This is a genomic window from Ruegeria sp. BC8 (assembly GCF_056535705.1).
Genome location: NZ_JBQFIV010000001.1, coordinates 2,215,388 through 2,242,280, shown reverse-complemented (window position 1 = coordinate 2,242,280; position 26,893 = coordinate 2,215,388). Strand labels below are relative to the sequence as shown.

Here is a 26,893-nt window from a genome sequence, read left to right as displayed (position 1 = left end):
GGGTTTCGGGGCATGGTTTGCCCGGAACATCAAACCCGGAGGCCCAGATGGCGCGCGTATCAGTCGAATACAGGAACCACATCGCCCATGTCACCCTGACCCGCGGCGACAAGATGAACGCGCTGGATGATGCGATGATCAAGGCAATCTTGGCAGCGGGGCAAGAGGTCGCTGCCTCGGACGCCCGTGCCGTGGTGCTGTCGGGCGAGGGCAAAAGCTTCTGCGCGGGCCTCGACATGGCCAGCTTCGCGGCCATGGCGCACAAGGACCCGACCGAGTGGCTGATGACCCGCAGCCATGACGACGCGAATGAGATGCAGGAGCTGGCGCTGATCTGGCGCCGCGTGCCGGTGCCGGTGATCTGCGCCATTCAGGGCGTGGCCTATGGCGGTGGACTGCAGATCGCGCTGGGTGCCGATATCCGCATTGCCCATCCCGATGCCAAGCTGGCCGTGATGGAGATGAAATGGGGCATCGTCCCCGACATGGGCGGCATGGTCCTGTTGCCGAAACTGGTACGGTCCGACGTGCTGCGCCTGCTGACCTATACCGCGCGGCCCATCGGTGCCGCCCAGGCCACCGATTGGGGGCTGGTCACCAGCCTGTCGGATGATCCGCTGACCGAAGCCATCGCACTGGCCGAGGATATCGCGGGCAGGAGCCCCTCGGCCATCCGCGCCGCCAAACGCCTGATCGAGGTGGCCGAAACCAAGTCGCGCGCCGAAGTTCTGCTGGCCGAATCCGCCGAACAGGTCGAATTGATCGGCAAACCCGACCAGATGGAAGTGGTGATGGCCCAGATGCAGGGCCGCAAGCCCGAGTTCAAGTAACCCTCGCGGGCCGCGGCCAGATCGAACTCAGCCCCGCAGGCGCGTCGTCACCCCGTAGGCGATGCCGCCTGCCAGCAGACCCCAGACCGCCGCGCCCAGGCCAAACACGGTGATGCCCGAGGCGGTGATGGCAAAGGTCAGGATCGCGGCTTCGCGCTCGGCCGGAACCTCGAGCGCGGCGAAGGTGGCATTGGCCATGACCCCGATCAGTGCGACGCCGGTCAACGTGCCCATCAGCATCGGATCGGCATGGGCGGCAAATCCGGTGATGGCCACGGCGAATACCCCGAACAGGCAATAGAACACTCCGGCCATGACCGCGGACCAATAGCGCTGATCCCGGTCGGGGTGGCTGTCCTCGTTCGAGCACATGGCGGCGGTGATGGCCGCAAGGCAGGTCGCCGGCGCGCCGAAGGGGGCCGACAGGATGCTGGCCCCGCCCACGGCCGAGAACAGCCGCCCTGCGACCGGGGCATAGCCAAAGCTGCGCATCACCGCGATGCCGGGTATGTTCTGCGTGGCCATCGTGACCACGAACAGCGGCACCCCGATGCCGATCATCGACGCCACCGAGAATGTGGGCGTGGTCCAGACCGGCGCGGCCAGCAGGTGGTCGGGGCGCACAGACGGTCCGTCAGAGAACAGAACGACGACCAGCGCGGCGGCCAGCACGGCGGCGGGGACCGCCAGCAGTCTGTGCACATGTCCGGCGATGAACCAGGTCAGGATCACCGGCAGGGCCTGCCAGGGGATCTTGACCGCGGCCTGAAACGGGACGATGCACAGCGGCAGCAGCACTCCGCCCAGCATCGCCTGCGCCAGCGTGGTGGGAATCGCCGCCGCCAACCGTCCCAGCGGGCGCCACATTCCGGCCAGCACGGTCAGCGCACCCGCAAACAGGAACGCGCCGATGGCACCCGAGAAACCCGCGGCCGGCGCGGCCGAAACCGCCAGCAGCGCCGCACCGGGCGTGGACCAGGCCACGCTGATCGGTTGGCGGTACCACAGGCTGAGTGCGATCGCCGCCAGCCCCATGGCAAGGGCGGCCATCATCAGCCCCGATGCCGCCTGCGGCCCCGAGGCGCCCATGGCGTCCAGCCCCTGCAGGACAATCGGAAAGGAACTGAAAAAGCCGACTACGGCCACGACCAGCCCGGTTGAAACGGTCTGCATCGGCGGAATGGGTCTGGACATGGAGGCCTCGGTGGATTGGTCCCGAGATTGCTAGCAACCGTTTGGCCCGGTGAACAGGGGCGGGTGCAAAAAACCCCGCCGGACGTGCGCGGCGGGGTTTCGTCAATCTGCGGAGGGCTGACGAATCAGGCGATCTCGGCCAGTCGGGCCAGCGCCTCGTTGATGCGGGCCTCTTCCTCTTCGCGGGCGGCGAGGTTGGCCTTGGCCTCTTCCACCACCTCTTCCGGGGCCGACGCCACGAATTTGGGGTTGTTGAGACGCCCGCGCAGACCGCCCAGTTCCTTGGCCAGTTTGCCCTTGGCTTTTTCCAGACGTTCCTTCTCGGCAACGATGTCGATGATGTCGGCCAGCGGCAGGCCAAAGGACGCGCCGGGCGCCGCGATCGAGATCGTGCCCTTGGGCAGTGTATCGGCCTTGGTCAGGCTGTCGATCCGGGCCAGCCGCTTGATCAGCGCCTCGTTCCGGTCCCAGGCGGCCTGGCCGTGGGCGTCGATCTCGGTCACCAGCATCGGCACGTACAGGCCCGCCGGAACGCGCATCTGGGCGCGGGCCGAGCGGGTGTTCTCGATCACCGAGATCACCCAGTTCATCTCGCGATCCGCGTCGGAATCGACCAGATCGGCGGCAGCATAGGTTGGCCAGTCGGCATGCACCAGCATCTTGGGTCGCGCGCCGGTCAGGCCCCACAGCTCTTCGGTGATGAAGGGCATGATCGGGTGCAGCAGGATCAGGCATTGGTCCAGAACCCAGCGCATGGTGGCGCGGGTCTCGGCCTGGGCCTCGGCATCGTCGCCCTGCAGCAGCGGTTTGGACAATTCCACGTACCAGTCACAGACCTTTCCCCAGACAAAGGCATAAAGCGCATTGGCCGCGTCATTGAAGCGATAGCTCTCCAGCGCCGAGTCGACCTCTTCCCGGACGCGGGCGGTTTCGCCGATGATCCAGCGGTTCACGGCGGCCTTAGGCTGCAACTCGGCCACGTCCAGTTGCGGCACGGCGTCGGTAAAGACCTCGTTCATCTCGGCAAAGCGGACGGCGTTCCACAGCTTGGTGCCAAAGTTGCGATAGCCGGTGATGCGCTCGCGCGACAGTTTCAGGACGCCGCCGATGGCCGCCATCGACGCGTTGGTAAAGCGCAGCGCGTCGGCGCCGAACTCGTCCACGATTTCCAGCGGGTCGATGACGTTGCCGGTGGTCTTGGACATCTTCTTGCCCTTCTCGTCGCGGACGAGCTGGTGCAGATAGACGGTGTGGAACGGAATTTCGTTCACCACGGCCAGCTGCATCATCATCATCCGGGCGACCCAGAAGAATAGGATGTCGAACCCGGTGATCAGGACATCGGTGGGGAAGTAGCGCTGCAACTCCTCGGTCTGTTCGGGCCAGCCCAGCGTGCCGATGGGCCACAGGCCGGACGAGAACCAGGTGTCCAGCACATCCGGATCGCGCCAGACCGGATAGACCAGCTTGGTCGGGTCGCGGTCGATCGCGTATTGCGCCAGGCTTTCGGCGAACCGGTGGATCGCCTCGTGCTTGTCGGCCACCTCGATCACCGTGGCGTGGCTGAGCGGGCTGGGAATGTCGGCATTGTCATCCAGGAATTTTCCGGTAACGTCTTCGAAGCTGGCGGCGCACTCCATGACCGCGCCCCGGTGCAGCATGCCGCCTTCGTTCAGCAACCGGCCCAGTTCGACCAGGTCCAGCTCGCCGTCGTTTTCGTCATCCTTGAAATCCTCGGCCGACAGGTCCAGCCCGTACCAAACCGGAATCTGATGCCCCCACCACAGCTGGCGGCTGATGCACCAGGGCTCGATGTTTTCCAGCCAGTGGTAATAGGTCTTTTCGCCCGATTCCGGGATGATCTTGACCCGGCCGTCGCGCACCGCGTCCAGCGCGGGGCCCACGATCTTTGACGTCTCAACGAACCACTGATCGGTCAGCATCGGCTCGATCACCACCTTCGAGCGGTCGCCGAAGGGCTGCATGATCGGTTTGCTCTCGACCAGCGGCACCAGCGCGTCGGCGCCCTCGGCATCGGGTTTCAGCGCGCTCGATCCCAGGCGCGGATCGTCCGCGCGGGTCATCACGGCCAGGCCTTCGGCGGTGATCTCTTCGACCACCTTGGCGCGCGCCTCGAACCGGTCCAGGCCGCGCAGATGGTCGGGCACCAGGTTGATCGCGTCGATCTCGTTTTCGGTGAATTCGCGCCCGCGGGCATATTCCTGGGCCTTGGCGGCTTCGTCCGCGTAGGGCGCGCCGTCGGCCCGCATGTGGCCGCGCGTGTCCATCAGGCGGTACATCGGGATCTTGCCGCGCTTGGCTACCTGATAGTCGTTGAAGTCATGCGCGCCGGTGATCTTCACCGCGCCCGAGCCGAAATTCGGGTCGGGGTATTCGTCGGTGATGATCGGGATCTGGCGGCGATGCTCTTTCGGGCCCACCGGGATTTCGCACAGCTTGCCGACGATCGGCGCATAGCGTTCGTCCGACGGGTGCACGGCAACCGCGCCGTCGCCCAGCATGGTTTCGGGGCGGGTCGTGGCGATCGAGATATAATCGCGCTCTTCCTCGAGCACGATGTTCCCGTCCTCGTCCTTTTCGACATAGGTGTAGGTCTCGCCCCCGGCCAGCGGGTACTTGAAGTGCCACATATGGCCGGCGACTTCGATATTCTCGACCTCGAGATCCGAGATCGCGGTCTCGAAATGCGGGTCCCAGTTGACCAGCCGCTTGCCGCGGTAGATCAGGCCCTTGTCGTACATGTCGACAAAGACCTTGATGACCGCGTCATGGAAGTTGGGGCTGTTTTCGTGGCCCGTGCGCGGGTCGCCGGCCGCACCGGCCATGGTGAAGGCGTTGCGCGACCAGTCGCACGAAGAGCCGAGGCGTTTCAGCTGCTCGATGATGGTGCCGCCGTATTCGCCCTTCCACTCCCAGACTTTCTCAAGGAACTTCTCACGGCCCAGTTCGTTCCGGCTGGGTTGTTGCGTGGCGGCGAGCATCTTCTCGACCTGCATCTGCGTGGCGATGCCGGCATGGTCCTGCCCGGGCTGCCACAATGTGTCGAACCCGCGCATCCGGTGCCAGCGGGTCAGAATGTCCTGCAGGGTGTTGTTGAACGCATGCCCCACATGCAGCGCGCCGGTCACGTTCGGCGGCGGGATCATGATGCAAAAGCTTTCGTCGCGCGACTTGTTCGCGCCTGCCTTAAAGGCTCCGGCCTGTTCCCAGGCCTTGTAGATCCGGGCCTCGGCCTCGGCCGCGTTGAATGTCTTGTCCATCGCCATCGGGTGCGTCCTGCGTCATCGATCTTGGGTCAGCGCCTGCAATAGCGAATGGTGGAGGGAAGGGAAAGGGCCAAGCACCCCGCGCACTGGACATCCGCCGCATCAAGGCTAGGGTCGCGGTCTGAGGCAGTGAAAGGGGCGCGTCATGGAAAAGTTCGGCAAGAGCCAACCGGTCACCCGGACCGAGGATCAGCGGTTCCTGACCGGGCAGGGGCGCTACATGGACGATACAGTGCCACCCGGCGCGCTGCACGCGGTGTTCTTTCGCAGCCCAGTGGCGCATGGCGACATCACCGGGCTGGACCTCGACGCCGCCCGCGCCGCGCCCGGCGTGCGGCTGGTGCTGACCATCGATGACTTGATCGCCGCCGGAATCGACCCGGTGCTGAGCGCCACGATCCTTGTCAACCGCGACGGCGGCCGTGCCGCCAATCCCCCGCGCCACATGCTGGCCCGCGACCGGGTGCGCTTCGTCGGCGAGCCGGTGGCGATGGTCGTGGCAGAGACCCCGGCGCAGGCCCGCGACGCCGCCGAACTGATCTGGATGGACACCGCCGACCGCCCCGCCAAGCTGGACCTTGCGCCGGGTGGTGAACCGCTGCACCCCGCGGCCCCCGACAACCGCGCCTTTGACTGGGCCGTGGGCGACGAGGCCGCGACCCAGGCCGCCTTTGACGCCGCCGCCCACGTGGTGTCGCTGCAGGTGGCCGACAACCGGGTGATCGTGAACTCGATTGAGCCGCGCGGCTGCAATGCGGTCTGGTCCGATGGGCGGCTGCATTTCAGCTATGGCGGGCAGGGCGTCTGGGGGATGAAGGCGCAGCTTGCCGACAAGCTGCGGCTGGATCCGCAGGCCGTCCATGTCACCACGCCAGACGTAGGCGGCGGGTTCGGCATGAAGGCGATGCCGTATCCCGAGTATTTCTCGGTCGCGGTGGCGGCGATGCAACTGGGCCAGCCCGTGCACTGGATGTCGGACCGGACCGAGGCGATGTTGTCCGACCACCACGGGCGCGACCTGACCTCGCTGGCCGAGCTGGCCTTTGACGAGGATCTTCGCATCACCGCCTACCGGGTCCACAGCCGCTGCAACCTGGGCGCCTACAACAGCCATTTCGGTCAGGCGATCCAGACCAACCTGTTCAAATGCGTGCTGCCCGGCGTCTATGACGTGCAGAAAACCTATCTGCGGGTCGAGGGGTTTTATACCAACACCACTCAGGTCGATGCCTATCGCGGTGCCGGCCGACCCGAGGCGATCTATGTGCTGGAACGCGCGATGGACCGCGCCGCGCGGGAACTGGGCGTCGACCCGTGGGAACTGCGCCGCCGTAACTTCATCCGGCCCGAGGCTTTTCCCTATGTCTCGGCCACCGGTGAAACCTATGATGTGGGCGATTTCGGATTGGTTCTGTCCCGCGCCGCCGAACAGACCGCCGGTTTCGCCGCGCGCAAGGCCGCCGACGCCGAACGCGGCCTGATCCGGGGGCAGGGGCTCTGTTATTATATCGAAAGCATTCTGGGTGACCCTTCCGAAGGCGCAAAAGTCGAATTCTGTCAGGACGGAACCGTGAACCTTTATGTCGGGACGCAATCGAACGGGCAGGGCCATGAGACGGTCTATGCCCAGTTCCTGTCGGATCAGACGGGAATTCCGACCGACCGGATCCGGGTCGTGCAGGGTGACAGCGACCGCATGGCGCAGGGCGGCGGCACCGGCGGGTCACGCTCGGTCACGGTGCAAAGCGCGGCGACGCTGGTCACGATTGACCAGATGATTGCCGCATTCAGGCCCTATCTGGCGGATAAAATGGGGGTCGAGGAAAGCGATGTGACCTTCGACCATGAAACCTTTCGCGCGCCGGGGTCGAACCTGACGCCCACGCTGATCGAAGCGGCCGAGATGGCCCGCGCTGACGGCCGCACCGACCTACTGCAGCACGAGGCCCGCACGCGGCTCAAGGCGCGCAGCTATCCCAACGGCGCCCATGTTGCCGAGATCGTGATCGACCCGGAAACCGGCACGACGACGGTCGACCGCTATACGGTCGTCGATGATTTCGGCAATCTCATCAACCCCATGCTGGCCGAAGGGCAGGTGCATGGCGGGGTGGCCCAGGGCATCGGCCAGGCGCTGTGCGAGCACGTGGTGCATGATGGTGAGGGGCAGTTGCTCACGGCAACGTTCATGGATTACGCCTTGCCGCGCGCCGCTGACATACCCATGATTAGGTTTACCTCGGCGCCGGTTCCGTCGACCGCCAACCCCATGGGAATGAAAGGATGCGGCGAGGCAGGCACCGTTGGCGCATTGGCCGCGGTTGCAAATGCGGTGCAGGATGCGCTCTGGGATCATGGGGTGCGGCAGGCGGACATGCCGTTCACTCCGGTCAAGGTTTGGGAATTGTTGTCGAATGGTACTGTCGCGGTTCGGTAAGAAGATACTTGGATGGCTCGGCCGCCCCCTGCGGTCCGAGCATTCCGCCGAAACGCGCCACCGCGAACCCATCAGTCATGTCATCATCCTGGACGGAACGATGTCGACCTTGGAGCCCGGGTTCGAGACCCATGCCGGCCAGACCTTTCGGCTGTGCTGTGAAATGGGCAATCAGGTCTCGGTCTTCTATGAAGCGGGCGTGCAATGGGAGAGCTGGAAATCCACGCTGGACGTGATGATGGGGCGGGGGATCAACCGCCAGATCCGCAGGGCCTACGGCTATCTTGCCTCGCGGTACAAGCCCGGCGATCGGATCTACTTCATCGGCTATTCCCGCGGCGCCTATGGTGTGCGCAGCCTTGCCGGCGTCATCGATATGATCGGGCTGCTGCAGGCCGAGCATGCGACCGAGCGCAACATCAAGCAGGCCTACCGGCATTATGAGTGCAACCCGGGTGGGCAGGCCGCACAGGACTTTCGCCGGAATTTCTGCCACGACGGCGTCGAAGTTGAGATGATCGGCGTCTGGGACACGGTCAAGGCATTGGGACTGCGCCTGCCGCTGCTGTGGCGCATGGCCGAAGAGCGGCATTCATTTCACAACCACCACCTCGGGCCGTCCACCCGGCACGGGTATCATGCGCTGGCGTTGGATGAAACGCGAGAGGTCTTCACGCCAGTTCTTTGGGCGACCGCGCCGGATTTCCGCGGCCACTGCGAACAGGTCTGGTTCCGCGGCACGCATGGTGACGTCGGGGGGCAACTCAGCGGGTTCGAGCCCGCGCGACCGCTGGCCAACATTTCGCTGGTGTGGATGCTCGACAAGGCCGAGTTGCATGGTCTGCCGCTGCCTGAAGACTGGCGCAACCGCTTTCCCACTGATCCCCATGCACCGTCGGTCGGGACGTGGCGGGGGTGGGGCAAGATCTTCCTGCTGCGCAAGCATCGCACCGTAGGTCAGGACCCGTCCGAACGCCTGCATGTCTCGGTTTCGCCCGACGAACTGCCCAAATGGGTGCACCTGCCGGCAGGACCACATTCGCACCCGGCGCAGTAGCGGTCAGTCAAACATCGCCGGGCTGGATGACTTGCCGTTCGCTTGAAACGCATCGTGGATGTCTTTTTCCAGATTGCGTGTCAGGGACAGGTCCGGCAACGCATCCGGGGCGAAAAACGCCGCTTCGCTGGTTTCGGGGCCCGGTATCGGGGTGGCGGCATCGAAAGGGCTACACAGGAAGAACAGTTTGTAGAAATCCCGTGTATCTGCCGGGTAGGGATGCCGTGCCTTGTGGCGTACGGCATAGAGTGTCTGCGCCGCGACACGCAGACCGGCTTCCTCCAAGACTTCGCGTTCGATGTTCTCCGACGGAGAGCTGCCGATATCGGCAAAACCGCCAGGCATCGCCCACAACCCGTCGCTGCGTTCCCGTACCAGCAGGATACCGCCGTTGCGAATTACGGCGGCGCGGATGTCGATGCTGGGTGTTGCGTATCCGCCCGAGTGGGCAGGCATCGCCATTTCGATCTGTGACAAAGGCACCCGACCCAGATCGGCCAGCATCGCGCGGGCCATTCCGGCGATCTCGTCATAGCGTTCGCGGTCGAACGGATCGGTGGTGAAATGCTGGCCGGTTTCGGCCAGCGCCAAAAGCCGTTTGGCCCGGGCCAGCCAGGTATCCTCCATCGCTGTCGGATCCTGGGGCATGGGCCTCAACGACGCCGGTCGCGGCGCGAGCTCATGGGTTGGAAGGCGACGCCCACATGCGCCTCGCAATAGGGTTTGCCCGGCTCGGCCGGCAGACCGCAGAACCAGAAATCATCCGTGGCCGGATCGCCCACGGGCCATTTGCAGGTCTTTTCGGTCAGTTCCATCAGGGTCAGCTTCTTGGCCTTCTTCTCGACCTCGTTGACCTTGGCCAGTGCCTCGGGGCTGATCTCATTGGCCGAGGGCTGCGGCGGCAGCGGCTGGCCGGCCGGAATGATCTGGCGGCGCGGCGGCGTGGCCGGCTTTGCCTCGGCGGCCGGCGCGGCTGCTGCAGGGCGAGCCGGTTCGGTCTTGGGGGCGGGTTTGGGCTTGGCCTCGGCCTTGGGTGCGGGGGCCGGTTTTTCCTTGGGCTCGGCCTTGGCCGGTGCGGCGCCGGCGGTCCGGTTCGACAGGCCCAGGCGATGGACCTTGCCGATCACCGCATTGCGGGTGACCCCGCCCAGTTCCTTGGCGATCTGGCTGGCCGACTGGCCTTCGCCCCACATTTTCTTGAGCAGTTCAACGCGCTCGTCTGTCCAGGACATGGGTAGCCTTTCAAAAGCGGGAAAGCGGCCTCGGTCACGGGCCGCCTTCGGAATTCGTCTCAGCGCCCTATTCTAATCACTGCGGGCCGAGTTACAAGCGGTCATCGAATCAGATTGGGGGCAGGAATGCAGAATCTCGCGGATCAGGACATGCGCCGTTTCGGAGCGGTCAACTGGATGGGGTTGTGGACACTGGCCCAGCGCGAAACCCTGCGCTTCCTGGCGGTCTGGACGCAGACCCTGCTGGCGCCTCTGGTCACAGCGGGGCTGTTCCTGCTGATCTTCAACATTGCCGTCGGCCCGGGGCGACCGGATGTCATGGGCGTGCCCTTCCTGACATTCCTGGCGCCCGGGATCATGATGATGACGGTGATTCAGAACGCCTTCGCCAACACTTCGTCCTCGATGGTGATCTCGAAAGTGCAGGGCAACATCGTCGATACCCTGATGCCGCCGCTGTCCCCGCTCGAGATTTTGCTGGGCTATCTGGCGGGCGGCATCGCACGGGGTGTGCTGATCGCGTTGATGCTGGCCGCTGCGCTGGCGCTTGGCTTGGGGCTGATGCCGCAGCATCCCGCGCTGGCCTTGGTTTTCGTCATTCTTGGGGGTGCGTTCATGGGCGCGCTGGGCCTACTGGCAGGGGTCTTCGCCAACAAGTTCGATCAGATGGCCGCCATCACCAACTTCATCGTTACTCCGTTGGCGTTTCTGTCCGGCACCTTCTACTCGGTCGACGCGTTGCCGCCGTTGCTGAACAGGATCAGCCACATGAACCCCGTTTTCTACCTGATCGACGGATTGCGATACGGCATGATCGGCGTGTCGGACAGCAACCCGATGTTGGGGATGGCCGTCTGTTTGCTGTCGACCCTGCTGATCTGCGCCGTCATCTGGCAAATGCTGCGGACCGGTTACCGTTTGAAGGCCTAGGCAGCTTCGGACAACGAACCGGGCTGTAGAGGCACGCGTGGGCGTCCCAGCCGCGGATGCAGTCGCGCGGCCACGGACCAGGCGCCCAGCAGTGCAAACCCACCTGCTGCAAAAACACCAGCCACCGGTGTCGCCAGCAACACCAAGGCGGCAAAGCCCGGTGTCAGAATTCCCGAAACGTCGCGATAGCTGGAATAGATTGCGGACATCTCTGTCCGCTCGGACGGCTTCACCGCCATCAGGAATGGCAGACCGGCACAAATGTCCAGCACGATCAACCAGATTGACCCCATGACCAGTGCGACGACCGATGCCACCGGCCAGCCCGAGAGAAATGCAGCCAACAGAAAACATGTGGCGCAGGCGGCGAAGCCCGTTCGCACGGCGCTGCGCAGAGACCGGTTTTGGACCCAGCGCAGAATCAGGGGGGCAGCAAACAGCATGGCGTTCGTGGCTGACAAAAGCGTGCCGCCCAATTGCTCACCCAACCCGTTTTCGATGGCGAAAATCGGAAGGTAGACCACATAGATCCACCAGCCACACGACCGGATCATGGCAAACAGATACCCGGCCACCAGCCGTGGTTGGGCAAAGAACCGTGGTAGAAAAGACAGCGGATTTTTCGTTGCCCTCCTGGCCTTGGTAATCAGTTTGCCGTTCCCTAAGCGCATGGCCCAGAACATGATCAGCATACCAATGGCGGCGGCCGCGCTGATGACGAAAGGGGCCGGCGCCCATAATTCCATCAACATCACACCTGCCATAGGCCCCGCTGTCCAACCCAGCGCGCTGTAGAACATCCGGCTTGTTTCGCAGCGGCCGAGCTCGATCTTGCTGATGTAGTCCAAAACGTAGGCGTTGAAGCAGATAAAGGTCACCACCGCGGCCACGGTGTTCAGCGCAAGTGCTCCGATCACGGCCTCGGGGCTGCCGTCGATGGCCAGCAGAGCGCCGGTGATGAACATAACGCAGCCGGCTGTGTAGGCCCATCGCCGCGGAACATAGCGGATCAGGAGCGGCACCATCAGTCCGGCCAATAACGAAACGAGGCCGACCAGAAAGTAAACGAGCGAGACGGACCCGGCGTCGCCCATGGCCCGGTACATCACCAAGGGGAATACGGAAATCAGGATGCCGCGAACCACGGCCTCGAACCCGGCAAGTATTCCGAACTTGCGAACGGAGGGCGCGGGCGCATGACGGACCCATTCCGGGATTCGGCGTTCGTGCATCGGGCAATCTCTCTAACCAACCGCATTCAGGGTGCGTCATGCGGTGTCGGTTTCATGAGAGTTTGCGACATCGGGGTCGCCTGCGGACAAGGCCGTAGAAAAAAATTCTAGCGGCGTCTGGCTTGGGCCTCGCGCCAGACAAGGATCAGCGCTCCGGTTAGAATCACCCCTGAGCCCAGCAAACTGACCCAATCCGGAACGACCCGGAACACCGCAAAGTCATAAAGCGCGGCGAATATCAGCGTTGCATAGCTGATTGGCGCTACGAACGAGGCATCTGCCCGGGCCATTCCATTGACGAAGCAGGCCTGCGCGCAAGCCATCAGAAAACCAATGCCGGCCAAAGCCGCCCACTGAGCGGGCGATGGTGGCTGCCAGACGGTTGCGACCGCGATGCTGGCAATCGTCAAGCCCATGGCATTGTTGATGAGCAGGATCTGGATGGGGCTCTCGCGGCCAGACAGCTTTTTGATGAAGATCAGTTCCATCCCGATCACTGCCGCCGCCGCCAAGGCCAGCAGAGCCGCGGGTTGAAAGCTGTCGGGGGTCGGGCGCAGCAGGATGATGGCCCCCGTCAAAGCCACCGCCGCCGCCAACCAGCGCCAAGGCCCTACGGTCTCTTTCAGCAGAGGAATGGCCAGAACCATCGCGAAAACAGGGTTCAGAAACGATATCGCCGTGGCATCGGCTATGGGGATATAGGCGACCGACGCGAACATCAGAGTAATGCCAGTCCACCCGAAGCTGGTGCGTCCGACATGCAGGCCCCAGTGGGGACGCCGTAGTTGGGGACGCAGAACGCCAACCGCTGCCACGATGACCACAAATGCGAACAGGAACCGGCCATGGCTGATCTGCATCGGGTGCAGGGGCGGGCCCAGTGTCTCGGTGCCCAGAGCTTTGGCCAGCAATGTCGTGCCCGCGATGAAAGCGCTGGCGCAGAAGATAAGTACGGCTGCCAGGGCAGGGTTGTGGGCTTGTGGTGAGAACATGGGCCATCGGTGCGCCAGCGTAAGAGAAATGACAAGCCCGAATTGCAAGGCGCCCGACCCGCGCCTGCAAAAAATCCATGGGCGGATACATTTTGCCTTTCCACACTGGGTTGGCCCCGCTATACGGGCACCCATGATCAAACTCGCGCATATCCTGCCGCTCCGACGCCGACGCATCACCGCGTAACCGGCCCGTTTGATCCTGCGCGCGCGACCCAAATCCGCGCATCTCTCACCAAATCTGTTGACGAACCCGGTCTCAGTGTTTCAGTCACTGGGTTCAAGTTTTCCAAAAAGGATGATCCGATGATCCCGTCCGTTCTGCCGACCTACAATCGTGCTCCGCTGACCTTCGTTAAGGGCGAAGGCGCCTGGCTGACCGAGGCGGACGGCCGACGTTTCCTTGATCTAGGCGCGGGGATTGCGGTGAATGCGCTGGGCCATGCCCACCCGGCACTGGTCGGGGCCTTGACTGAACAGGCGCACGCGCTGTGGCACGTGTCGAACCTGTACCAGATCCCGCAGCAGCAGGCGCTGGCCGACAAGCTGGTGGATCTGACCTTTGCCGACACGGTGTTCTTCACCAATTCGGGCACCGAGTCCTGCGAATTGGCGGTCAAGATGGCCCGCAAATACTTCTACGATCAGGGGCAACCCGAGCGGGTGGAGATCATCACGTTTGATGGGTCTTTCCATGGGCGTTCTTCAGCGGGCATCGCCGCTGCCGGGTCCGAGAAAATGACCAAGGGGTTCGGCCCGCTGCTGCCGGGGTTCGTGCATGTCGCCTTCGGCGATCTGGACGGTGTGACCAACGCGATCAGCGACAAGACCGCCGCGATCATGATCGAGCCGATCCAGGGCGAGGGCGGCATCCGCCCCGTCCCCGATGTCGAACTCAAGGCCCTGCGCCAGATCTGCGACGACAACGGCCTGCTGCTGATCCTCGACGAGGTGCAGTGCGGCGTCGGCCGGACCGGGAAACTCTTTGCCCATGAATGGGCAGGCATCACGCCCGACATCATGATGGCGGCCAAGGGTATCGGTGGCGGCTTCCCGTTAGGTGCGGTGCTGGCTACCGAAGCGGCCGCCAGCGGCATGACCGCGGGCACCCATGGGTCGACCTATGGCGGCAACCCGCTGGGCTGCGCGGTGGGCTGCGCGGTTCTGGACCACGTGGCAACCCCGGCCTTCCTGGACGGCGTCAACCGAAAGGCGGGTCTGCTACGCCAAAAGCTCGAGGGCCTAGTCGCCGATCACCCCGACGTGTTCGAAGAGGTCCGCGGATCCGGCCTGATGCTGGGCTTGAAATGCAAAGCGCCCAACACCGATGTTGTCGCGGCCGGTTATGACAACGAAGTCATCACCGTGCCCGCGGCCGACAACGTGATCCGCCTGCTGCCGCCGCTGACCCTGACCGAGGATGACATTGCCCAGGCCCAGATACGCCTCGAGAAAGCCGCCCGGCAGGTTCAAGGCCAACTCGCCTCGGCCTGACGCCCCCTATTCCCGAATACGCCGGGGGCGGTGCCCCCCGGCAACCGACAGTGAAAAAGCGAACCGACATGAACCATTTCCTTGATATCCACAAAACCGACGCCGCCGCGCTGCGGTCGATGATCGACCAGGCCGGCGCGATGAAGCAGGCCCGGTTGGGCCGTCCCAAGGCCGCGCCCGACGACGAACAGCCGCTGGCCGGCCGCATGGTGGCGCTGATCTTCGAAAAACCTTCGACCCGGACCCGCGTTTCTTTCGATGTGGGCGTGCGCCAGATGGGCGGTCAGACCATGGTGCTGTCAGGCAAGGACATGCAGCTGGGCCATGGCGAAACCATCGCCGACACCGCCCGCGTGCTGTCGCGCTATGTCGACATGATCATGATCCGCACCTTCGACGAAACCATCCTGACCGAGATGGCCGAATACTCGGACGTGCCGGTGATCAACGGCCTGACCGACCGCACCCATCCCTGCCAGATCATGGCCGACGTGCTGACCTATGAAGAACACCGCGGCCCCATCGCCGGGAAAAAGGTGGTCTGGACGGGGGACGGCAACAATGTCTGCGCCTCGTTCCTGCACGCGGCGGGCCAGTTCGCGTTTGACCTGACCTTCACCGGCCCCGCCCAGTTCGACCCCGAGGAAGAGTTCATGGGTTTCGCCCGCCAGAAGGGCTCGAAGATCGTGATCGAGCGCGATCCGTACAAGGCCGTCGAAGGCGCCGATCTGGTTGTGGCCGACACCTGGGTTTCAATGCACGATTCCCAATCCGCGAAGGAACGTCGGCACAACCTGCTGCGGCCCTATCAGGTCAACGCAGAACTCATGTCCCATGCCAAGCCCGACGCCCTGTTCATGCACTGCCTGCCCGCCCACCGCGAAGAGGAAGCGACCTCCGAGGTGATGGACGGGCCGAACTCGGTGATCTTTGACGAGGCCGAAAACCGCCTGCACGCGCAGAAGGCGGTGATGCGCTGGTGTTTGGGCGTCTGAAGCCCCCTCAGAAATCCAACGGGAGCCTCTGGTTCTCTTTCAATCCCGGAGGCTCTCATGCCGCACGTCGTCTTGGAATTTTCAGCCGGACTTGAGCAATCGCATGATTTTCAAGCCATATGCGAAGAACTCTATACGGTCCTCGCCGCGCATCAGGAGTTTGACGCACCAACGCTGAAAATTCGCGCGATGCCGATCCCGTATTCCTTCATCGGGACCGAGCCGCAGACCTTCATCCATGCCTCTCTGTTGCTGATGCAGGGACGGGATGAACAGACACGAGCCGAATTGAACGCGATCATTCTGGATGTTTTGACCGCCGCTGCGCCGACGGTGGGCAGCATCACGGTGCGGGATGTAGAGATGAACCGCGCCACCTACGCCAAGCGCCTGGCGACCTGACGTGCGCCCGTCGCTTAACCCCGCGGTTTCACGACCCAGACCTGCAATCTGATCAACGCCCCGACGCAGGCGAATAATACAAGCCCGCACAATGTGGCCTTGGTGACGGTTTCCATTGCGCCCTCGATCAGCAGGGCATGAACGACCGTGCCTAGGATGGTCACAAGCGCAAGACTGGCATGGGCCAACCGCCAAAGGCGGAACCGCCATCCCAGCCGGCTGCGCAACGCGGCCAACACAACGGCGGCGAACGCTGCCCACATGGCCGCCACGCCCCAGGCCGAGAACGGGGTGGGGGACCGGAACAGCAGGGCATCCACCACATCCGGGGGGCTCGTGATCCACAGTCCGCCCACATGTAGGACAATCATGGCGATCAGGGTGATCCCGACCCAGCGGTGCACTATACGGTTGTTCATCGCGGTCAGTCCCGGCAACACGCGCGCAGCCAGCAGCGGCTGTATCAGCAGCAATCCCAACCCGATGATCCCGGCGAAGCCTGCAGCGATATAGATCGGGCTGCGCCAGGCCAGATACGGGCTGAACCCCGCCACCACCACGGGAACCGCGATGGCAGCGATCAGCGCCAGCCAGACCGCAAGGACGCCCGGGCGCGGCACGTGGTTCAGACCGGTTGCAGAACGAAATGCGCGGCGAGGGTCTTGTCGCGCGCACTGGACATGATCGGGCGCAGGAAGACGGTCTCGAATTCGCCGCTGTCATAGGCCAGATGTCCGTGCGGCTGACCAAAGGCCGGCACGATCTGCGGCATCTCCAGCCGGAATTCTCCGTTCGCATCGGTCAGGGTGGCGCCGTGGCTTTGCGGGTCGCGCTCGTGGCCTTCGGTTGTGTGCGCCCAGACCTGGATGCGCTGACCGGGCAGGGGCGCGCCGTCGCCGGCCCGCCGTACTGTGCCGGTCATCCAGAAACCGCCGCCGCCGATCCGGTCCACGATCGGCGCGCCCGGGCGGTAGTTGTTCGATCCGCCCCGCATCGACGGGGTAGGCGCCAACCCACTGGCCCGCGCGGGCAGGATCAGGCCGCTGCCGGCCGTGGCGACCAGAGCGGTACCGGCCACCAACATGGTTCTTCGGTTCACTGAATCTCCGGGCATCGAAACCTCTCCTGTGCTGACCCGGCAGCTGTTCCAACCGCCACAGTGGAAGAATAGCACGATCGCGGTTCATTCCGAGCGTTCCGGGCAAAATCCGGCCGACCTGCGGACAAAAGCGCGTGAAACGCAACGAGGCCGCAAAAGTCTTTGACGCCTGCGCCATTCGGGTGCGATCCTTTTCCCTGCGTCACCAAGGGGGGAGCCGATGACAGATGCCAGCCTGCTGACCAAGGATGAAATCTCCGCCTTCCGCCGCGATGGTGCGGTGGTGCTGCGCCAGAAATTCAGCGCCGACTGGCTCGAGTTGCTGCGCGCGGGCATCGACGCCGATCTGCGGACCCCGACCGAGAACTTCACCCGCCACACCAAGGACCCGGACGCGCCGGCCTATCTCGAGGACTACTGGGCCTGGAGCAAGATCCCCCAGTTCGAGGAATTCGTTCGCAACTCGCCTTGTGCGCCAATCGCTTCCGAATTGCTGGGCGCCGCGTCGATCAATCTGGTGATGGACAACTGGTTCCTGCGCGAGGCCGGATCGACCTCGCGCCCGCCATTCCATCAGGACCTGTCCTATTTCGATTTCGAAGGCTCGATGTGCGTGCTGTGGCTGCCGCTTGAACCGGTCAGCAAGGACAACGGGATCGCTTTCGTGCGCGGCTCGCACCTGTGGGACAAGCTGTTCATGCGGGTGCGGTTCGCCGACGGGCACCCCAGTTATGAACCCACTCAGGTTGCAGGCCGCACCTATCACCCGCCACCGGACGTGAATGCCGATCCCGGCGCTTATGACCTGCTGCAATGGGATTTGGATCTGGGCGACTGCATCTATTTTGACATGCGCACGCTGCACGGGGGGCTGTCCTCGGTCACGCCCACGGAAACCGTGCGCCGCTTCACCCTGCGCATGACCGGGCCGGACGGGGTGATCCGGTATCGCGGCGATTGGGCCAAGGAGGAGCGGGCGCAATTTGAGGCCGCCGGCTATGCCGAGGGCGACCGGATCGCCGGCCCGTTTTTTCCGCAACTCTGGCCCCGCGCACAGGACTGATCCGGGGCGCAGCCTGTCTGTGCGTAGATGCACTTTGTCCGCTGGTATTTTGCGCTAGATTGACAAGGGTGAACATCCCGCCGCACCGGATTGGAGGCCGACATGAGCTGGAACCCCACCCACAGCCCCGAATGCGTCAGCGAAGGTTCGGCGCTGGAAACCCTGATCATCCCGCGCGCCCGTGATCTGGGCGGCTTCGAGGTGCGCCGCGCGCTGCCCTCGGTCAAGCGCCAGTTGGTGGGGCCCTTCATCTTTTTCGACCAGATGGGACCGGCCGAGTTCATCACCGATGGCGGCATCGACGTTCGCCCGCATCCGCATATCGGGCTGGGCACGGTTACTTACCTGTACCAGGGCGAATTTGAACATCGCGACAGCCTCGGCACTCATCAGATGATCTATCCCGGCGAGGTCAACTGGATGGTCGCGGGCCGCGGCGTCACTCATTCCGAACGCACCAGCGCCGAAACCCGCGCCAAGCGGCACAGCCTGTTCGGCATCCAGACCTGGATCGCGCTGCCCGAAGCGCACGAAGACATGGCCCCCGATTTCGAACACCACAAACAGGCCGCGTTGCCGCATATTCAGGATGCCGGTGTCAGCGCCCGGCTGATCCTTGGCTCGGCCTATGGGGAAACCAGCCCGGTCACGATGCTGTCGGAAACCTTCTATCTGGACGTGCAACTGGACCCCGGCGCCGCCTTTCCGCTGCCCGACGATCACGAGGATCGGGGCGTCTACGTCACCCAGGGCTCGGTCGAGATCGCGGGTGACCGGTTCGAGGAAGGCCGCATGATGGTCTTCCGCCCGGGTGACCGCCTGTCGGTGACGGCCGGGCCGGCGGGGGCGCGGCTGATGCTGCTGGGCGGGGCCACGATGAATGAGGATCGGTATATCTGGTGGAACTTCGTCTCGTCTTCGAAGGACAAGATCGAAACGGCGATCCGCGAATGGAAATCCGCCGATTGGGCCAACGGCGCCTTCCACCTGCCGCCGGGGGACGAGGACGAGTTCATTCCGATCACCCCGGAACTGGAACGCACCAAGCCCCGGCGCGCGCGCTGAACGTCACGTCAGCGCTCGCCCGGCTTGCCTGCCCGAGGGATCCCGGCGATCCTTGGCGGCAAACGGGAAGGGGACGGCATGAAACTTGTGATCGCGGGCGCGGGCAGCATCGGATGCTATTGCGGGGGCCTGCTGGCCGATGCCGGGCATGACGTTACGCTGCTGGGCCGGGCGCGGGTGCTGGATCCGATCCGGCAGAATGGGCTGACCGCGACGGACTATTCGGGCCTGCGCAAAACGATCCCCGCCGGCCGTCTGACCCTGTCCGATGACCCTGCCTGCCTGTCCGACGCCGATCTGGTTCTGGTCACGGTGAAAACCGGCGCCACCGCCGAGATGGCCCGCCTGATCGCCGCGCACGCCCCGGCCGCGGCCCCGGTCATTTCGTGGCAGAACGGTATGGAAAACGCGCGCACCCTGCGCACCGCGCTGCCTGGGCGGGACGTACGCGCCGGGATGGTGCCGTTCAACGTGGTGCCTGCCGGTCCGGCCACCTGGCATCGCGCGACATCCGGCGACATCGTGATCCAGTCCGGCCCCGGCGCGCTGGCCCGCCGCTTGTCCTCGCCCGATCTGCCCGTCACCGAAACCGACGGGATCGAGGCGGTGCAATGGGGCAAGCTGGTCATCAACCTCAACAATGCTCTGAACGCGCTGTCGGGCCTGACCCTGCGCGAACAGCTATTGAACCGCGACTGGCGCCGCCTGATGGCCGATCAGATGGCCGAGGCGCTGGCGGTTCTGGCCGCCTCCGGGCATCCCGTGGCCTCGACCACGCCGCTGCCGGCCTGGATGACGCCGCATATCCTGCGCCTGCCCACGCCGCTGTTTTCGCGCATCGCGGCGCGGATGCTGACGATCGACCCCGCCGCGCGCACCTCGATGGCCTATGATCTGGATGCCGGTCGTCCGACCGAAATTGACAGCCTGCAGGGTGAGATCATTCGCCTGGGCCGCGAAACCGGCACGCCGACCCCGATCTGCGACCGGTTGGCAGCGCTGATCACGCGGGGCGAGACGGGTCCGCTGACCCCCGATCAGATCCGTGCCGGGCTGAGCGGTGCCGGCGGTTAGATCCGCAACAGCAGCTTTTTCAGCTCTGGTTCATGGACCCGTTCGGACGCCTCTTGCGGCGAGACCCACTCGCGGGTGCGTTCGTGCATTTCGGGAAATTCATCGGCCAGTTCGGTGACCCGCAGCCGATATACCGTGGTGCAGACCGGATCGATCACGCCACTTTTGCGGACCTTGCCGTAGCAGTAGCTGCCGACCGGCTCTGGATCGACCTCGGCGGTGCGCACGCCGGCCTCTTCCCAGGCCTCCTGCGCTGCGGCTTGGGCCCCGTTCAGCCCGTCAATTGGCCAGCCCTTGGGGATGATCCACCGCCCGGTGTCGCGGCTGGTAACCAGCAGCACCTGCGTATCGGGGTCATCGCCACGGGTACACAGCGCCGCGAACTGCACGAGGCGCGGACGCTGAAACAGGGGTTTCAGAACCCCCTCCCAGAATTTGTGCAGCCATGTCATTGCGGGTGCCTGCCGTTTTTTTGTTGTTCTGCCTTCCAGACGGCGAGAGATATCAATCTGACAGACGGTATTCAAGCACCCCTGCGTTTGGCCCGCAGGGTCGGGTCGGCCTGGGTCGGGTCCTCGGGCCAGGGGTGCTTGGGGTATTGCGCGCGCATGTCCTTGCGCACATCGGCATAGGACCCGGCCCAGAACCCAGGCAAGTCGCGGGTGATCTGGATCGGGCGTTGCGCAGGGGACAGCAGGGTGATCTTCAGCGGCTCGCCGCCCACAATAGGGTGCTGGGTGACCCCGAACATCTCCTGCAGGCGAACCGCGATCTCGGGCACCGCCTTGCCATAGTCGATCGGAACCTTGCGCCCCAGCGGCGTGACGAAGGCCGGGGGCGCGCGGCGGTCCAGTTCCTGCATCTGGTCCCAACTCTGCCGCGCCTGAAGGGCGGGCAGCAGGTCGAACCGCTTCCAATCCTCAGCGGTGCGAACGCCGGTCAGCATCGGCAGCAGCCAGTCCTCAAGCGTGTCCATCAGCCCGTTTTCTGAAAAGTCCGGCAGGTCGACGCCCGCCGCCCGCACCAGCTCGACCCGCGCGGCAAATCGCGCGGCCTTGCCGTCCAGCCGCAGGCCCAGATCGCGCACGCCGTCCAGCATCGCGTGGGCCACGGACTCGTCGGGCACGTCCTTCCAGATGCGGTCATCCAGCACCAGCACCCCGAACCGTTCCTGCCGCCGGGCCACCACCCGACGGTCCCGTTTCGACCAGGCGCAGGTCTCGCCCCATTCGATCTGGTCGGCGAACAACGCCCGGATCTCGGCCTCAGAGATTTGCGCGGCCATGCGCAGCCGGGCCTCGCGCGGGTTGCCGTCCGTGTCGATGGCCACCAGATACGGCGCGGGGGCCAGCGGGTCGCCGGGGTCCATCACCACACCCTTGCCGCCCGACAGCACATAGCGTGGCGCGTCGCCCTTTCGCCGCTGGCCGACCCGGTCGGGATAGGCCAGCGCGGCCATCGCCGCCGGGCTCAGCGGGTCGCCTTCGGTCTTGATCTGGCCGCGTAGCCGTTTCGCCTCGGACCGGATCCGGTCCAGAACGCCGGGATTGGCGGGCCAAACCCGGTTGCGCTGATAGGCGCGCGGATCGCGCAGCGCCTCGAGCCGCAGCGACAGGTCCACCGGTGCGCCCTTCAACGGGTCGCGCTCTGCCATCAGGGCGGCAAGCGGGGCGGCCTGCGCGCCGGCCGTGACCAGCATGTGCCCCAGCCGCGGATGCAGCGGCAGGCCAGCCAATGCGCGGCCATGGTCGGTGATCCGGCCCTTGCCGTCCAGCGCGCCCAGCATCCGCAGCAGCGCGCGCGCCTCGGCCAGCGCCCCCTCGGGCGGGGGTGTCAGAAAGGCCAGATCCTGCGGCTCGGCCCCCCACAGGGCCAGTTCCAGCGCAAGGCCGGTCAGGTCGGCGGCTTCGATTTCGGCGGGCGGAAAGGCGGGCAGGGCGCCTTCCTCACCCTTCGACCACAGGCGATAGCACAGCCCTTCGGCCACGCGGCCTGCGCGGCCCGCGCGCTGGGTCGCCTCGGCGCGGGTGACGCGCTCGGTCACCAGCCGCGACATGCCCGAGCCCGGATCGAACCGCGCGCGGCGGGCCTGACCCATGTCCACCACCACCCGAATGTCCGGAATGGTCAGCGAGGTCTCGGCGATCGAGGTGGCCAGCACCACCTTGCGCCCGGTCTCAGCCGGCGCAAGGGCGGCGCGCTGGGCGGCAAAGTGCAGGGCGCCGAACAAGGGCCGGATCGCGCAATCGCCGGGCAGCCGCCCGGACAGCGCGGCCTCGGCCCGGCGGATTTCGCCTTCGCCCGGCAGGAACGCCAGAATGCCGCCGCCGGTGGCGCGGGTCTCGCGCTCGGCTTGAACCACCAGGTCGATCAACGCGTTCAGCCGCCGCGTCTGGAGGCCAAGCGGGCGGTCCAGCCAGCGGGTCTGAACCGGAAAACTGCGCCCCTCGGATGTCACCAGCGGCGCGTCCATCAACCGCGCCACCGGATCGGCATCCAGCGTGGCCGACATCGCCAGCAGGATCAGGTCGTCGCGCAGCGCGCCGGCGACCTCGAGGCACAGGGCCAGCCCCAGATCGGCGTTCAAAGAACGTTCGTGGAATTCGTCGAAAATTACCGCCCCAACGCCCGGCAGATCGGGTTCGGATTGCAGCATCCGGGTCAGGATGCCTTCGGTCACGACCTCGATCCGGGTGGATTTCGACACTTTCGCCTCGCCCCGCACCCGATAGCCGACGGTCTGGCCAACAGGTTCGCCCAGTGTCTCGGCCATGCGTTCGGCGGCGGCGCGGGCGGCCAGCCGCCGCGGTTCCAGCATCACGATGCGCCCGTCGCACAGGCCGGCGTCGCACATCGCGAGCGGCACGCGCGTGGTCTTGCCGGCGCCGGGCGGAGCCTGCAGAACGGCGCGGCCGCGCGCGCGCAGCGCGGCGATCAGGTCGGGCAGGGCATCGTCGATCGGTAGACGGGTCATGCCGTCTTATCGCCAAAGCCCCGGCCAAGGTCCAGAACGCCTGCGTCAAATCCCGCGCCCGGCGGTACTGGACAAACCCGGCCCATCCCCGTCATCTAGGGCAGATTTCGACGAAGGACCCCACCCATGACCACAGCCGAGCTTGCCGACAGGATCCTCAAAGGCGACCGCCGGGCGCTGGCCCGCGCGATCACCCTTGTCGAAAGCACCCGCGCCGATCACCGCGCCCAGACGGCGCAGCTGCTCGAGGCGCTGTCGGGTGCCGGGCGGCAGGCGCTGCGCATCGGGTTGTCGGGAACGCCGGGGGTGGGCAAATCCACCTTCATCGAAAGCTTCGGCATGATGCTGATCGGGCAGGGGCTGCGGGTGGCGGTTCTGGCGGTCGATCCCAGCTCGGCCCGGTCGGGCGGCTCGATCCTGGGCGACAAGACCCGGATGGAACGCCTCAGCCGCGAGCCGAACGCCTTCATCCGCCCCTCACCCAGCCAGAGCCACCTGGGCGGCGTCGCCCGTCGCTCGCGCGAGGCCATCGCCCTGTGCGAGGCGGCCGGGTTCGACGTGGTGCTGATTGAAACCGTGGGCGTGGGTCAGTCGGAAACCGTGGTGTCGGAAATGTCCGACCTGTTCCTGCTGCTGCTGGCCCCGGCCGGCGGGGATGAATTGCAGGGCGTCAAGCGCGGCATCATGGAGATGGCCGACATGATCCTTGTGAACAAGGCCGACGGCGACCTGAAAGCCACCGCTACCCGCACCTGCGCCGACTATGCCGGGGCGCTGCGCCTGCTGCGCAAACGCCCGCAGGACCCCGAGGGCTTTCCCAAGGCGATGACCGTTTCAGCGGTCGAGGAACACGGCTTGGACCAGGCCTGGGCCGAAATGCAGGCCTTGGCCGATTGGCGCAAACAGAATGACCATTGGGACGCCAACCGCGCCGAACAGGCCCGCTACTGGTTCGACCAGGAGGTGCGTCATGCGCTGCTGGCCAAACTGGAGACCCCGCAGGCCCGGTCCGAGATGGACCGGCTGGGCGCCGAGGTCGGTTCTGGGCGGCTCAGCCCCTCGGTGGCGGCCGAGCGGATGTTGCGGACTCTTGCATCCGGGTAACACCATTGCCCGCGCGGACAGGAAAACTTGGCGCAACGCCCAAGAGTTCTGTAGCCTGAGTGCAGGTGAAATCCTTGGTTGTGGCGCCCAGCACATAGAAAAACCGGAGCGCAGCTGACTTGCCGTGACCAAGCGGAGAGACAGGACCCGCCTCTTATGCCCGATATCTTTGGGGCAAACGGCGACGACGATATCGATGTCACCAATGACAACGGTACGCTGAATGGCACCACTCAGGGTACGCCGATTGATGATATCCGCGCGCGCGGAGGCAACGACATCATCACTGTCACCAACAGTACCATCTCTGGCAGTGTCCGTGGAAATGCCGGGATCGATACGATCACGGTGATCGGCAGCACGATCGGCGGTCAGGTAAGAGCCGGATCAGACGACGACACGGTCACGCTGCAAGGCTCGGTCATTGGTAATATCCGTCTGGGCGGCGGAAATGATGTTCTGAACTTCCGCAGCACCAGCGTGTCCGGCGACGTGCGCGGTGGCAGTGGTACCGACACGCTGAACCTGCCCGCAGGAACCGTGGTTAACGACAGCTCATTCGGGACATTCACCGTGTCCGCCGGCACCAGCTATTCGTTGACCAGCGGCAGTTTCACCCTGCCGTCGGGCATCACGGTCACCTATTCCGCATTTGAAAACGGATCCGGCGTTCCGTGTTTTACCGCTGGCACGAACATTCTGACTGCCCGCGGTCCGGTACAGGTGCAAGACCTGTGCACCGGTGACCTGATCTGTACGGCCCAGAGCGGCAACCAATCCATCCGCTGGATCGGTCGGCGCAGGTTCGATGCGATTGATCTGAGGGCCAATCCGAAACTGCGCCCCGTTCGTATTTGCGCCGGCGCTTTGGGGGCAGGGCTGCCCACGCGGGACCTGTTGGTTTCCCGCCAGCACCGTATGATGGTCAGTTCTCGCATCGCGCAACGCATGTTCGGCCAGTATCAAGTTCTGATTCCCGCGATCAAGCTGACGGCGCTGCCGGGGATCTTCGTAGATTGTACGGTCGACAGCATCGAGTACTTCCATCTGCTGTTCGATCGGCACGAGATCCTGTTTGCCGAATCCGCGCCGACCGAAAGCCTGTATACCGGCCCTGAGGCGCTGAAATCTCTGGGACCCGCGGCAAGGACTGAAATCCTTGCGATTTTTCCGGAACTGGCTGATGAGAACCACGAATCCGAACCCGCAAGGTTGATCCCGATAAACCAACAGCAGACCCGTCTGATTGCTCGTCACCTAAAAAATCACAGGCCTTTGCTTGTTGATGTCTGAGCCGTTTCAGGACCATTTATTGGCAAGGAAAGATTTCGCAGCTGCTGTCTTGACCCTTCCGGCGATTCCCACTAAACGCATCCAACCAGTTTTCGGGCGCGACTTCGGGTTGTGCCCCTTGTGATTTGGCTGCGGATTTATGCCCGGCCTCCAGAAACAAAGGAAGAAACCATGTCGCGCCGTTGCGAACTGACCGGAAAAGGCCCGATGACTGGCAACAATGTCAGCCACGCCAAAAACAGAACTCGTCGTCGTTTTCTGCCCAACCTGAACGACGTGACCCTGCAGTCGGAAACCCTGGGTCGTGGCGTCAAGCTGCGCATCTCGGCCGCCGCGCTGCGCTCGGTCGATCACCGTGGTGGTCTGGACGCGTTCCTGGCAAAAGCCAAGGACGAAGAGCTGTCCGCCAACGCGCTGAAAGTGAAAAAGGAAATCGCCAAGGCGCAAGCCTCGGCCTGATTTTCCCAAAGACTGTTTCGTGGCCCCTGTACCCATTGGTGCAGGGGCTTTTCGTTTGTCTGTGGGCCTCAACCTGTCTCAAGCCTGTATTTCAGGAACTGCGCGCCGGAATGGGTCACCGGACCGACGTAACGCGCGCCGATGCGCCGTAGCGCAGAGAGATTGCGGCGGTACGGTGGAAGCAGAAAAGTGACATGGGGAATACGTTCATCAGCTCGGGCGAATGCGATGGCCTTGCGGGTGATGCGCGTGCCCAGACCGAAGGCATCCGCCGTCAGGACCAGGCCGAAATCCCATTCGCTGCCTTCACGCTGGAACCCGCCCCAGCCGACATAGCAACCGCCGGACGTGATCGCCCAGTGCCCAAGCCCGTTGCGCTCCCAGCAGGCCTCTTTTGCGTCTATGAAAGCCCGCGCCATCGCGATGTCCCAGGGCCCCGTCAGCAAAGGCAGATGCCGGGCGACGCGGGGATCAGACATGTGCCGTGCGATTTCAGCGGGCTCAATCTGCGGCAGCCTGAGGAACTGAATTTCTGTGTGCGCTTTGAGTGGCATGACCACGATCTACGCCTGAATTTCCGCCCAAACCAGACCGTCCCGATCACTTTGCCGTTGGACTGGTGTCGCACGCGGTGTCGGTGCGGAAGGCAGAAGAACGCGACTACGTGACATTGTTCACAT

General features: G+C 64.6%; 24 protein-coding genes. 13 read left to right on the top strand and 11 right to left on the bottom strand.

From position 1 onward, the window contains the following. Positions 1-47: 47 nt before the first annotated feature. Positions 48-830: a crotonase/enoyl-CoA hydratase family protein gene (locus tag ACR3EK_RS11375; protein ID WP_480633423.1), complete on the top strand. Its 783-nt coding sequence runs from the start codon at positions 48-50 to the stop codon at positions 828-830. Positions 831-857: 27 nt separating this feature from the next. Here ACR3EK_RS11375 and ACR3EK_RS11370 read toward each other — a convergent pair whose 3' ends face one another. Beyond that, positions 858-2,024 (bottom strand): benzoate/H(+) symporter BenE family transporter, encoded by a 1,167-nt coding sequence (locus tag ACR3EK_RS11370; protein ID WP_480633422.1) that lies wholly within the window; start codon positions 2,022-2,024, stop codon positions 858-860. Between the two features lie 125 nt (positions 2,025-2,149). Beyond that, the gene (locus ACR3EK_RS11365; RefSeq protein ID WP_480633421.1) at positions 2,150-5,311 is read right to left on the bottom strand and encodes a valine--tRNA ligase; all 3,162 of its coding nucleotides are present in this window, start codon (positions 5,309-5,311) and stop codon (positions 2,150-2,152) included. A gap of 145 nt (positions 5,312-5,456) precedes the next feature. On the opposite strand from ACR3EK_RS11365, the gene ACR3EK_RS11360 reads away from it, so the two are divergent. Together ACR3EK_RS11360 and ACR3EK_RS11355 are read left to right on the top strand one after the other, a co-directional pair. After that, positions 5,457-7,748: a xanthine dehydrogenase family protein molybdopterin-binding subunit gene (locus ACR3EK_RS11360; protein WP_480633420.1), complete on the top strand. Its 2,292-nt coding sequence runs from the start codon at positions 5,457-5,459 to the stop codon at positions 7,746-7,748. Then, a complete protein-coding gene (locus tag ACR3EK_RS11355; RefSeq protein ID WP_480633419.1) occupies positions 7,726-8,805 on the top strand; it encodes a DUF2235 domain-containing protein in 1,080 nt (359 codons plus the stop codon). Before ACR3EK_RS11360 ends, ACR3EK_RS11355 begins: the two co-directional genes overlap by 23 nt. Positions 8,806-8,808: 3 nt before the next feature. On the opposite strand, the gene ACR3EK_RS11350 is transcribed toward ACR3EK_RS11355, so the two are convergent. Both ACR3EK_RS11350 and ACR3EK_RS11345 read right to left on the bottom strand, forming a co-directional pair. Next, positions 8,809-9,453 (bottom strand): NUDIX hydrolase, encoded by a 645-nt coding sequence (locus tag ACR3EK_RS11350; RefSeq protein WP_480633418.1) that lies wholly within the window; start codon positions 9,451-9,453, stop codon positions 8,809-8,811. Positions 9,454-9,458: 5 nt separating this feature from the next. Beyond that, the gene (locus tag ACR3EK_RS11345; RefSeq protein WP_005977688.1) at positions 9,459-10,037 is read right to left on the bottom strand and encodes a GcrA family cell cycle regulator; all 579 of its coding nucleotides are present in this window, start codon (positions 10,035-10,037) and stop codon (positions 9,459-9,461) included. Positions 10,038-10,163: 126 nt separating this feature from the next. Here ACR3EK_RS11345 and ACR3EK_RS11340 point away from each other — a divergent pair, with 126 nt between their 5' ends. After that, the gene (locus ACR3EK_RS11340) at positions 10,164-10,967 is read left to right on the top strand and encodes an ABC transporter permease (protein WP_170435250.1); all 804 of its coding nucleotides are present in this window, start codon (positions 10,164-10,166) and stop codon (positions 10,965-10,967) included. Here ACR3EK_RS11340 and ACR3EK_RS11335 read toward each other — a convergent pair. Next, positions 10,964-12,199, bottom strand: coding sequence for an MFS transporter (locus ACR3EK_RS11335; RefSeq protein ID WP_480633417.1), 1,236 nt, complete (start codon positions 12,197-12,199; stop codon positions 10,964-10,966). The two genes, ACR3EK_RS11340 and ACR3EK_RS11335, sit on opposite strands and share 4 nt — an antisense overlap. A 107-nt stretch (positions 12,200-12,306) precedes the next feature. Next, the gene (locus tag ACR3EK_RS11330) at positions 12,307-13,191 is read right to left on the bottom strand and encodes a DMT family transporter (protein WP_480633416.1); all 885 of its coding nucleotides are present in this window, start codon (positions 13,189-13,191) and stop codon (positions 12,307-12,309) included. Positions 13,192-13,497: 306 nt separating this feature from the next. Here ACR3EK_RS11330 and ACR3EK_RS11325 point away from each other — a divergent pair, with 306 nt between their 5' ends. The 3 genes from ACR3EK_RS11325 (at position 13,498) to ACR3EK_RS11315 (ending at position 16,082) form a co-directional block, all read left to right on the top strand. Then, complete coding sequence (locus ACR3EK_RS11325) at positions 13,498-14,685, top strand: acetylornithine transaminase (protein ID WP_480633415.1); 1,188 nt, start codon at positions 13,498-13,500, stop codon at positions 14,683-14,685. Between the two features lie 68 nt (positions 14,686-14,753). Beyond that, entirely contained in the window at positions 14,754-15,680 is a 927-nt protein-coding gene (gene argF / locus ACR3EK_RS11320; RefSeq protein WP_480633414.1) for an ornithine carbamoyltransferase, read from the top strand. Positions 15,681-15,737: 57 nt separating this feature from the next. Continuing rightward, complete coding sequence (locus ACR3EK_RS11315; protein ID WP_480633413.1) at positions 15,738-16,082, top strand: 5-carboxymethyl-2-hydroxymuconate Delta-isomerase; 345 nt, start codon at positions 15,738-15,740, stop codon at positions 16,080-16,082. Between the two features lie 14 nt (positions 16,083-16,096). On the opposite strand, the gene ACR3EK_RS11310 is transcribed toward ACR3EK_RS11315, so the two are convergent. Both ACR3EK_RS11310 and ACR3EK_RS11305 read right to left on the bottom strand, forming a co-directional pair. Continuing rightward, positions 16,097-16,702 (bottom strand): ferric reductase-like transmembrane domain-containing protein, encoded by a 606-nt coding sequence (locus ACR3EK_RS11310; RefSeq protein ID WP_480633412.1) that lies wholly within the window; start codon positions 16,700-16,702, stop codon positions 16,097-16,099. 5 nt (positions 16,703-16,707) lie between these two features. Further along, the gene (locus tag ACR3EK_RS11305; protein ID WP_480633411.1) at positions 16,708-17,196 is read right to left on the bottom strand and encodes a twin-arginine translocation pathway signal; all 489 of its coding nucleotides are present in this window, start codon (positions 17,194-17,196) and stop codon (positions 16,708-16,710) included. Positions 17,197-17,401: 205 nt separating this feature from the next. Between ACR3EK_RS11305 and ACR3EK_RS11300 the strand changes: the two genes are divergently transcribed. From ACR3EK_RS11300 to ACR3EK_RS11290, 3 genes are all read left to right on the top strand, one after another. Then, the gene (locus ACR3EK_RS11300) at positions 17,402-18,244 is read left to right on the top strand and encodes a phytanoyl-CoA dioxygenase family protein (RefSeq protein ID WP_480633410.1); all 843 of its coding nucleotides are present in this window, start codon (positions 17,402-17,404) and stop codon (positions 18,242-18,244) included. Between the two features lie 102 nt (positions 18,245-18,346). Then, on the top strand, positions 18,347-19,309 hold the full coding sequence (locus tag ACR3EK_RS11295; RefSeq protein WP_170417657.1) for a pirin family protein: 963 nt from the start codon (positions 18,347-18,349) through the stop codon (positions 19,307-19,309). Between the two features lie 78 nt (positions 19,310-19,387). Further along, positions 19,388-20,383 (top strand): 2-dehydropantoate 2-reductase, encoded by a 996-nt coding sequence (locus ACR3EK_RS11290; protein WP_480633409.1) that lies wholly within the window; start codon positions 19,388-19,390, stop codon positions 20,381-20,383. On the opposite strand, the gene ACR3EK_RS11285 is transcribed toward ACR3EK_RS11290, so the two are convergent. Next, positions 20,380-20,835: an NUDIX hydrolase gene (locus ACR3EK_RS11285; protein ID WP_170366625.1), complete on the bottom strand. Its 456-nt coding sequence runs from the start codon at positions 20,833-20,835 to the stop codon at positions 20,380-20,382. The genes ACR3EK_RS11290 and ACR3EK_RS11285 overlap by 4 nt on opposite strands. A 71-nt stretch (positions 20,836-20,906) precedes the next feature. Further along, positions 20,907-23,357: an ATP-dependent helicase HrpB gene (hrpB, locus tag ACR3EK_RS11280; RefSeq protein ID WP_480633408.1), complete on the bottom strand. Its 2,451-nt coding sequence runs from the start codon at positions 23,355-23,357 to the stop codon at positions 20,907-20,909. A gap of 126 nt (positions 23,358-23,483) precedes the next feature. On the opposite strand from hrpB, the gene meaB reads away from it, so the two are divergent. The 3 genes from meaB to rpmB all read left to right on the top strand — a co-directional run bounded on the left by meaB (position 23,484) and on the right by rpmB (position 26,213). Next, positions 23,484-24,461, top strand: coding sequence for a methylmalonyl Co-A mutase-associated GTPase MeaB (meaB, locus tag ACR3EK_RS11275; protein WP_480633407.1), 978 nt, complete (start codon positions 23,484-23,486; stop codon positions 24,459-24,461). A gap of 156 nt (positions 24,462-24,617) precedes the next feature. Continuing rightward, positions 24,618-25,754, top strand: coding sequence for a Hint domain-containing protein (locus ACR3EK_RS11270; RefSeq protein WP_480633406.1), 1,137 nt, complete (start codon positions 24,618-24,620; stop codon positions 25,752-25,754). 171 nt (positions 25,755-25,925) lie between these two features. Next, a complete protein-coding gene (gene rpmB / locus ACR3EK_RS11265) occupies positions 25,926-26,213 on the top strand; it encodes a 50S ribosomal protein L28 (RefSeq protein WP_039532366.1) in 288 nt (95 codons plus the stop codon). 68 nt (positions 26,214-26,281) lie between these two features. On the opposite strand, the gene ACR3EK_RS11260 is transcribed toward rpmB, so the two are convergent. After that, positions 26,282-26,767 (bottom strand): GNAT family N-acetyltransferase, encoded by a 486-nt coding sequence (locus tag ACR3EK_RS11260; RefSeq protein ID WP_480633405.1) that lies wholly within the window; start codon positions 26,765-26,767, stop codon positions 26,282-26,284. Positions 26,768-26,893: the final 126 nt, after the last annotated feature.

Coding starts and splice junctions, on each gene's coding strand:
- ACR3EK_RS11375 (WP_480633423.1), top strand. CDS start 48: ATGGCGCGCGTATCAGTCGAATACAGGAACCACATCGCCCATGTCACC.
- ACR3EK_RS11370 (WP_480633422.1), bottom strand. CDS start 2,024: ATGTCCAGACCCATTCCGCCGATGCAGACCGTTTCAACCGGGCTGGTC.
- ACR3EK_RS11365 (WP_480633421.1), bottom strand. CDS start 5,311: ATGGCGATGGACAAGACATTCAACGCGGCCGAGGCCGAGGCCCGGATC.
- ACR3EK_RS11360 (WP_480633420.1), top strand. CDS start 5,457: ATGGAAAAGTTCGGCAAGAGCCAACCGGTCACCCGGACCGAGGATCAG.
- ACR3EK_RS11355 (WP_480633419.1), top strand. CDS start 7,726: ATGGTACTGTCGCGGTTCGGTAAGAAGATACTTGGATGGCTCGGCCGC.
- ACR3EK_RS11350 (WP_480633418.1), bottom strand. CDS start 9,453: ATGCCCCAGGATCCGACAGCGATGGAGGATACCTGGCTGGCCCGGGCC.
- ACR3EK_RS11345 (WP_005977688.1), bottom strand. CDS start 10,037: ATGTCCTGGACAGACGAGCGCGTTGAACTGCTCAAGAAAATGTGGGGC.
- ACR3EK_RS11340 (WP_170435250.1), top strand. CDS start 10,164: ATGCAGAATCTCGCGGATCAGGACATGCGCCGTTTCGGAGCGGTCAAC.
- ACR3EK_RS11335 (WP_480633417.1), bottom strand. CDS start 12,199: ATGCACGAACGCCGAATCCCGGAATGGGTCCGTCATGCGCCCGCGCCC.
- ACR3EK_RS11330 (WP_480633416.1), bottom strand. CDS start 13,191: ATGTTCTCACCACAAGCCCACAACCCTGCCCTGGCAGCCGTACTTATC.
- ACR3EK_RS11325 (WP_480633415.1), top strand. CDS start 13,498: ATGATCCCGTCCGTTCTGCCGACCTACAATCGTGCTCCGCTGACCTTC.
- argF (WP_480633414.1), top strand. CDS start 14,754: ATGAACCATTTCCTTGATATCCACAAAACCGACGCCGCCGCGCTGCGG.
- ACR3EK_RS11315 (WP_480633413.1), top strand. CDS start 15,738: ATGCCGCACGTCGTCTTGGAATTTTCAGCCGGACTTGAGCAATCGCAT.
- ACR3EK_RS11305 (WP_480633411.1), bottom strand. CDS start 17,196: ATGCCCGGAGATTCAGTGAACCGAAGAACCATGTTGGTGGCCGGTACC.
- ACR3EK_RS11300 (WP_480633410.1), top strand. CDS start 17,402: ATGACAGATGCCAGCCTGCTGACCAAGGATGAAATCTCCGCCTTCCGC.
- ACR3EK_RS11295 (WP_170417657.1), top strand. CDS start 18,347: ATGAGCTGGAACCCCACCCACAGCCCCGAATGCGTCAGCGAAGGTTCG.
- ACR3EK_RS11290 (WP_480633409.1), top strand. CDS start 19,388: ATGAAACTTGTGATCGCGGGCGCGGGCAGCATCGGATGCTATTGCGGG.
- ACR3EK_RS11285 (WP_170366625.1), bottom strand. CDS start 20,835: ATGACATGGCTGCACAAATTCTGGGAGGGGGTTCTGAAACCCCTGTTT.
- hrpB (WP_480633408.1), bottom strand. CDS start 23,357: ATGACCCGTCTACCGATCGACGATGCCCTGCCCGACCTGATCGCCGCG.
- meaB (WP_480633407.1), top strand. CDS start 23,484: ATGACCACAGCCGAGCTTGCCGACAGGATCCTCAAAGGCGACCGCCGG.
- ACR3EK_RS11270 (WP_480633406.1), top strand. CDS start 24,618: ATGCCCGATATCTTTGGGGCAAACGGCGACGACGATATCGATGTCACC.
- rpmB (WP_039532366.1), top strand. CDS start 25,926: ATGTCGCGCCGTTGCGAACTGACCGGAAAAGGCCCGATGACTGGCAAC.
- ACR3EK_RS11260 (WP_480633405.1), bottom strand. CDS start 26,767: ATGCCACTCAAAGCGCACACAGAAATTCAGTTCCTCAGGCTGCCGCAG.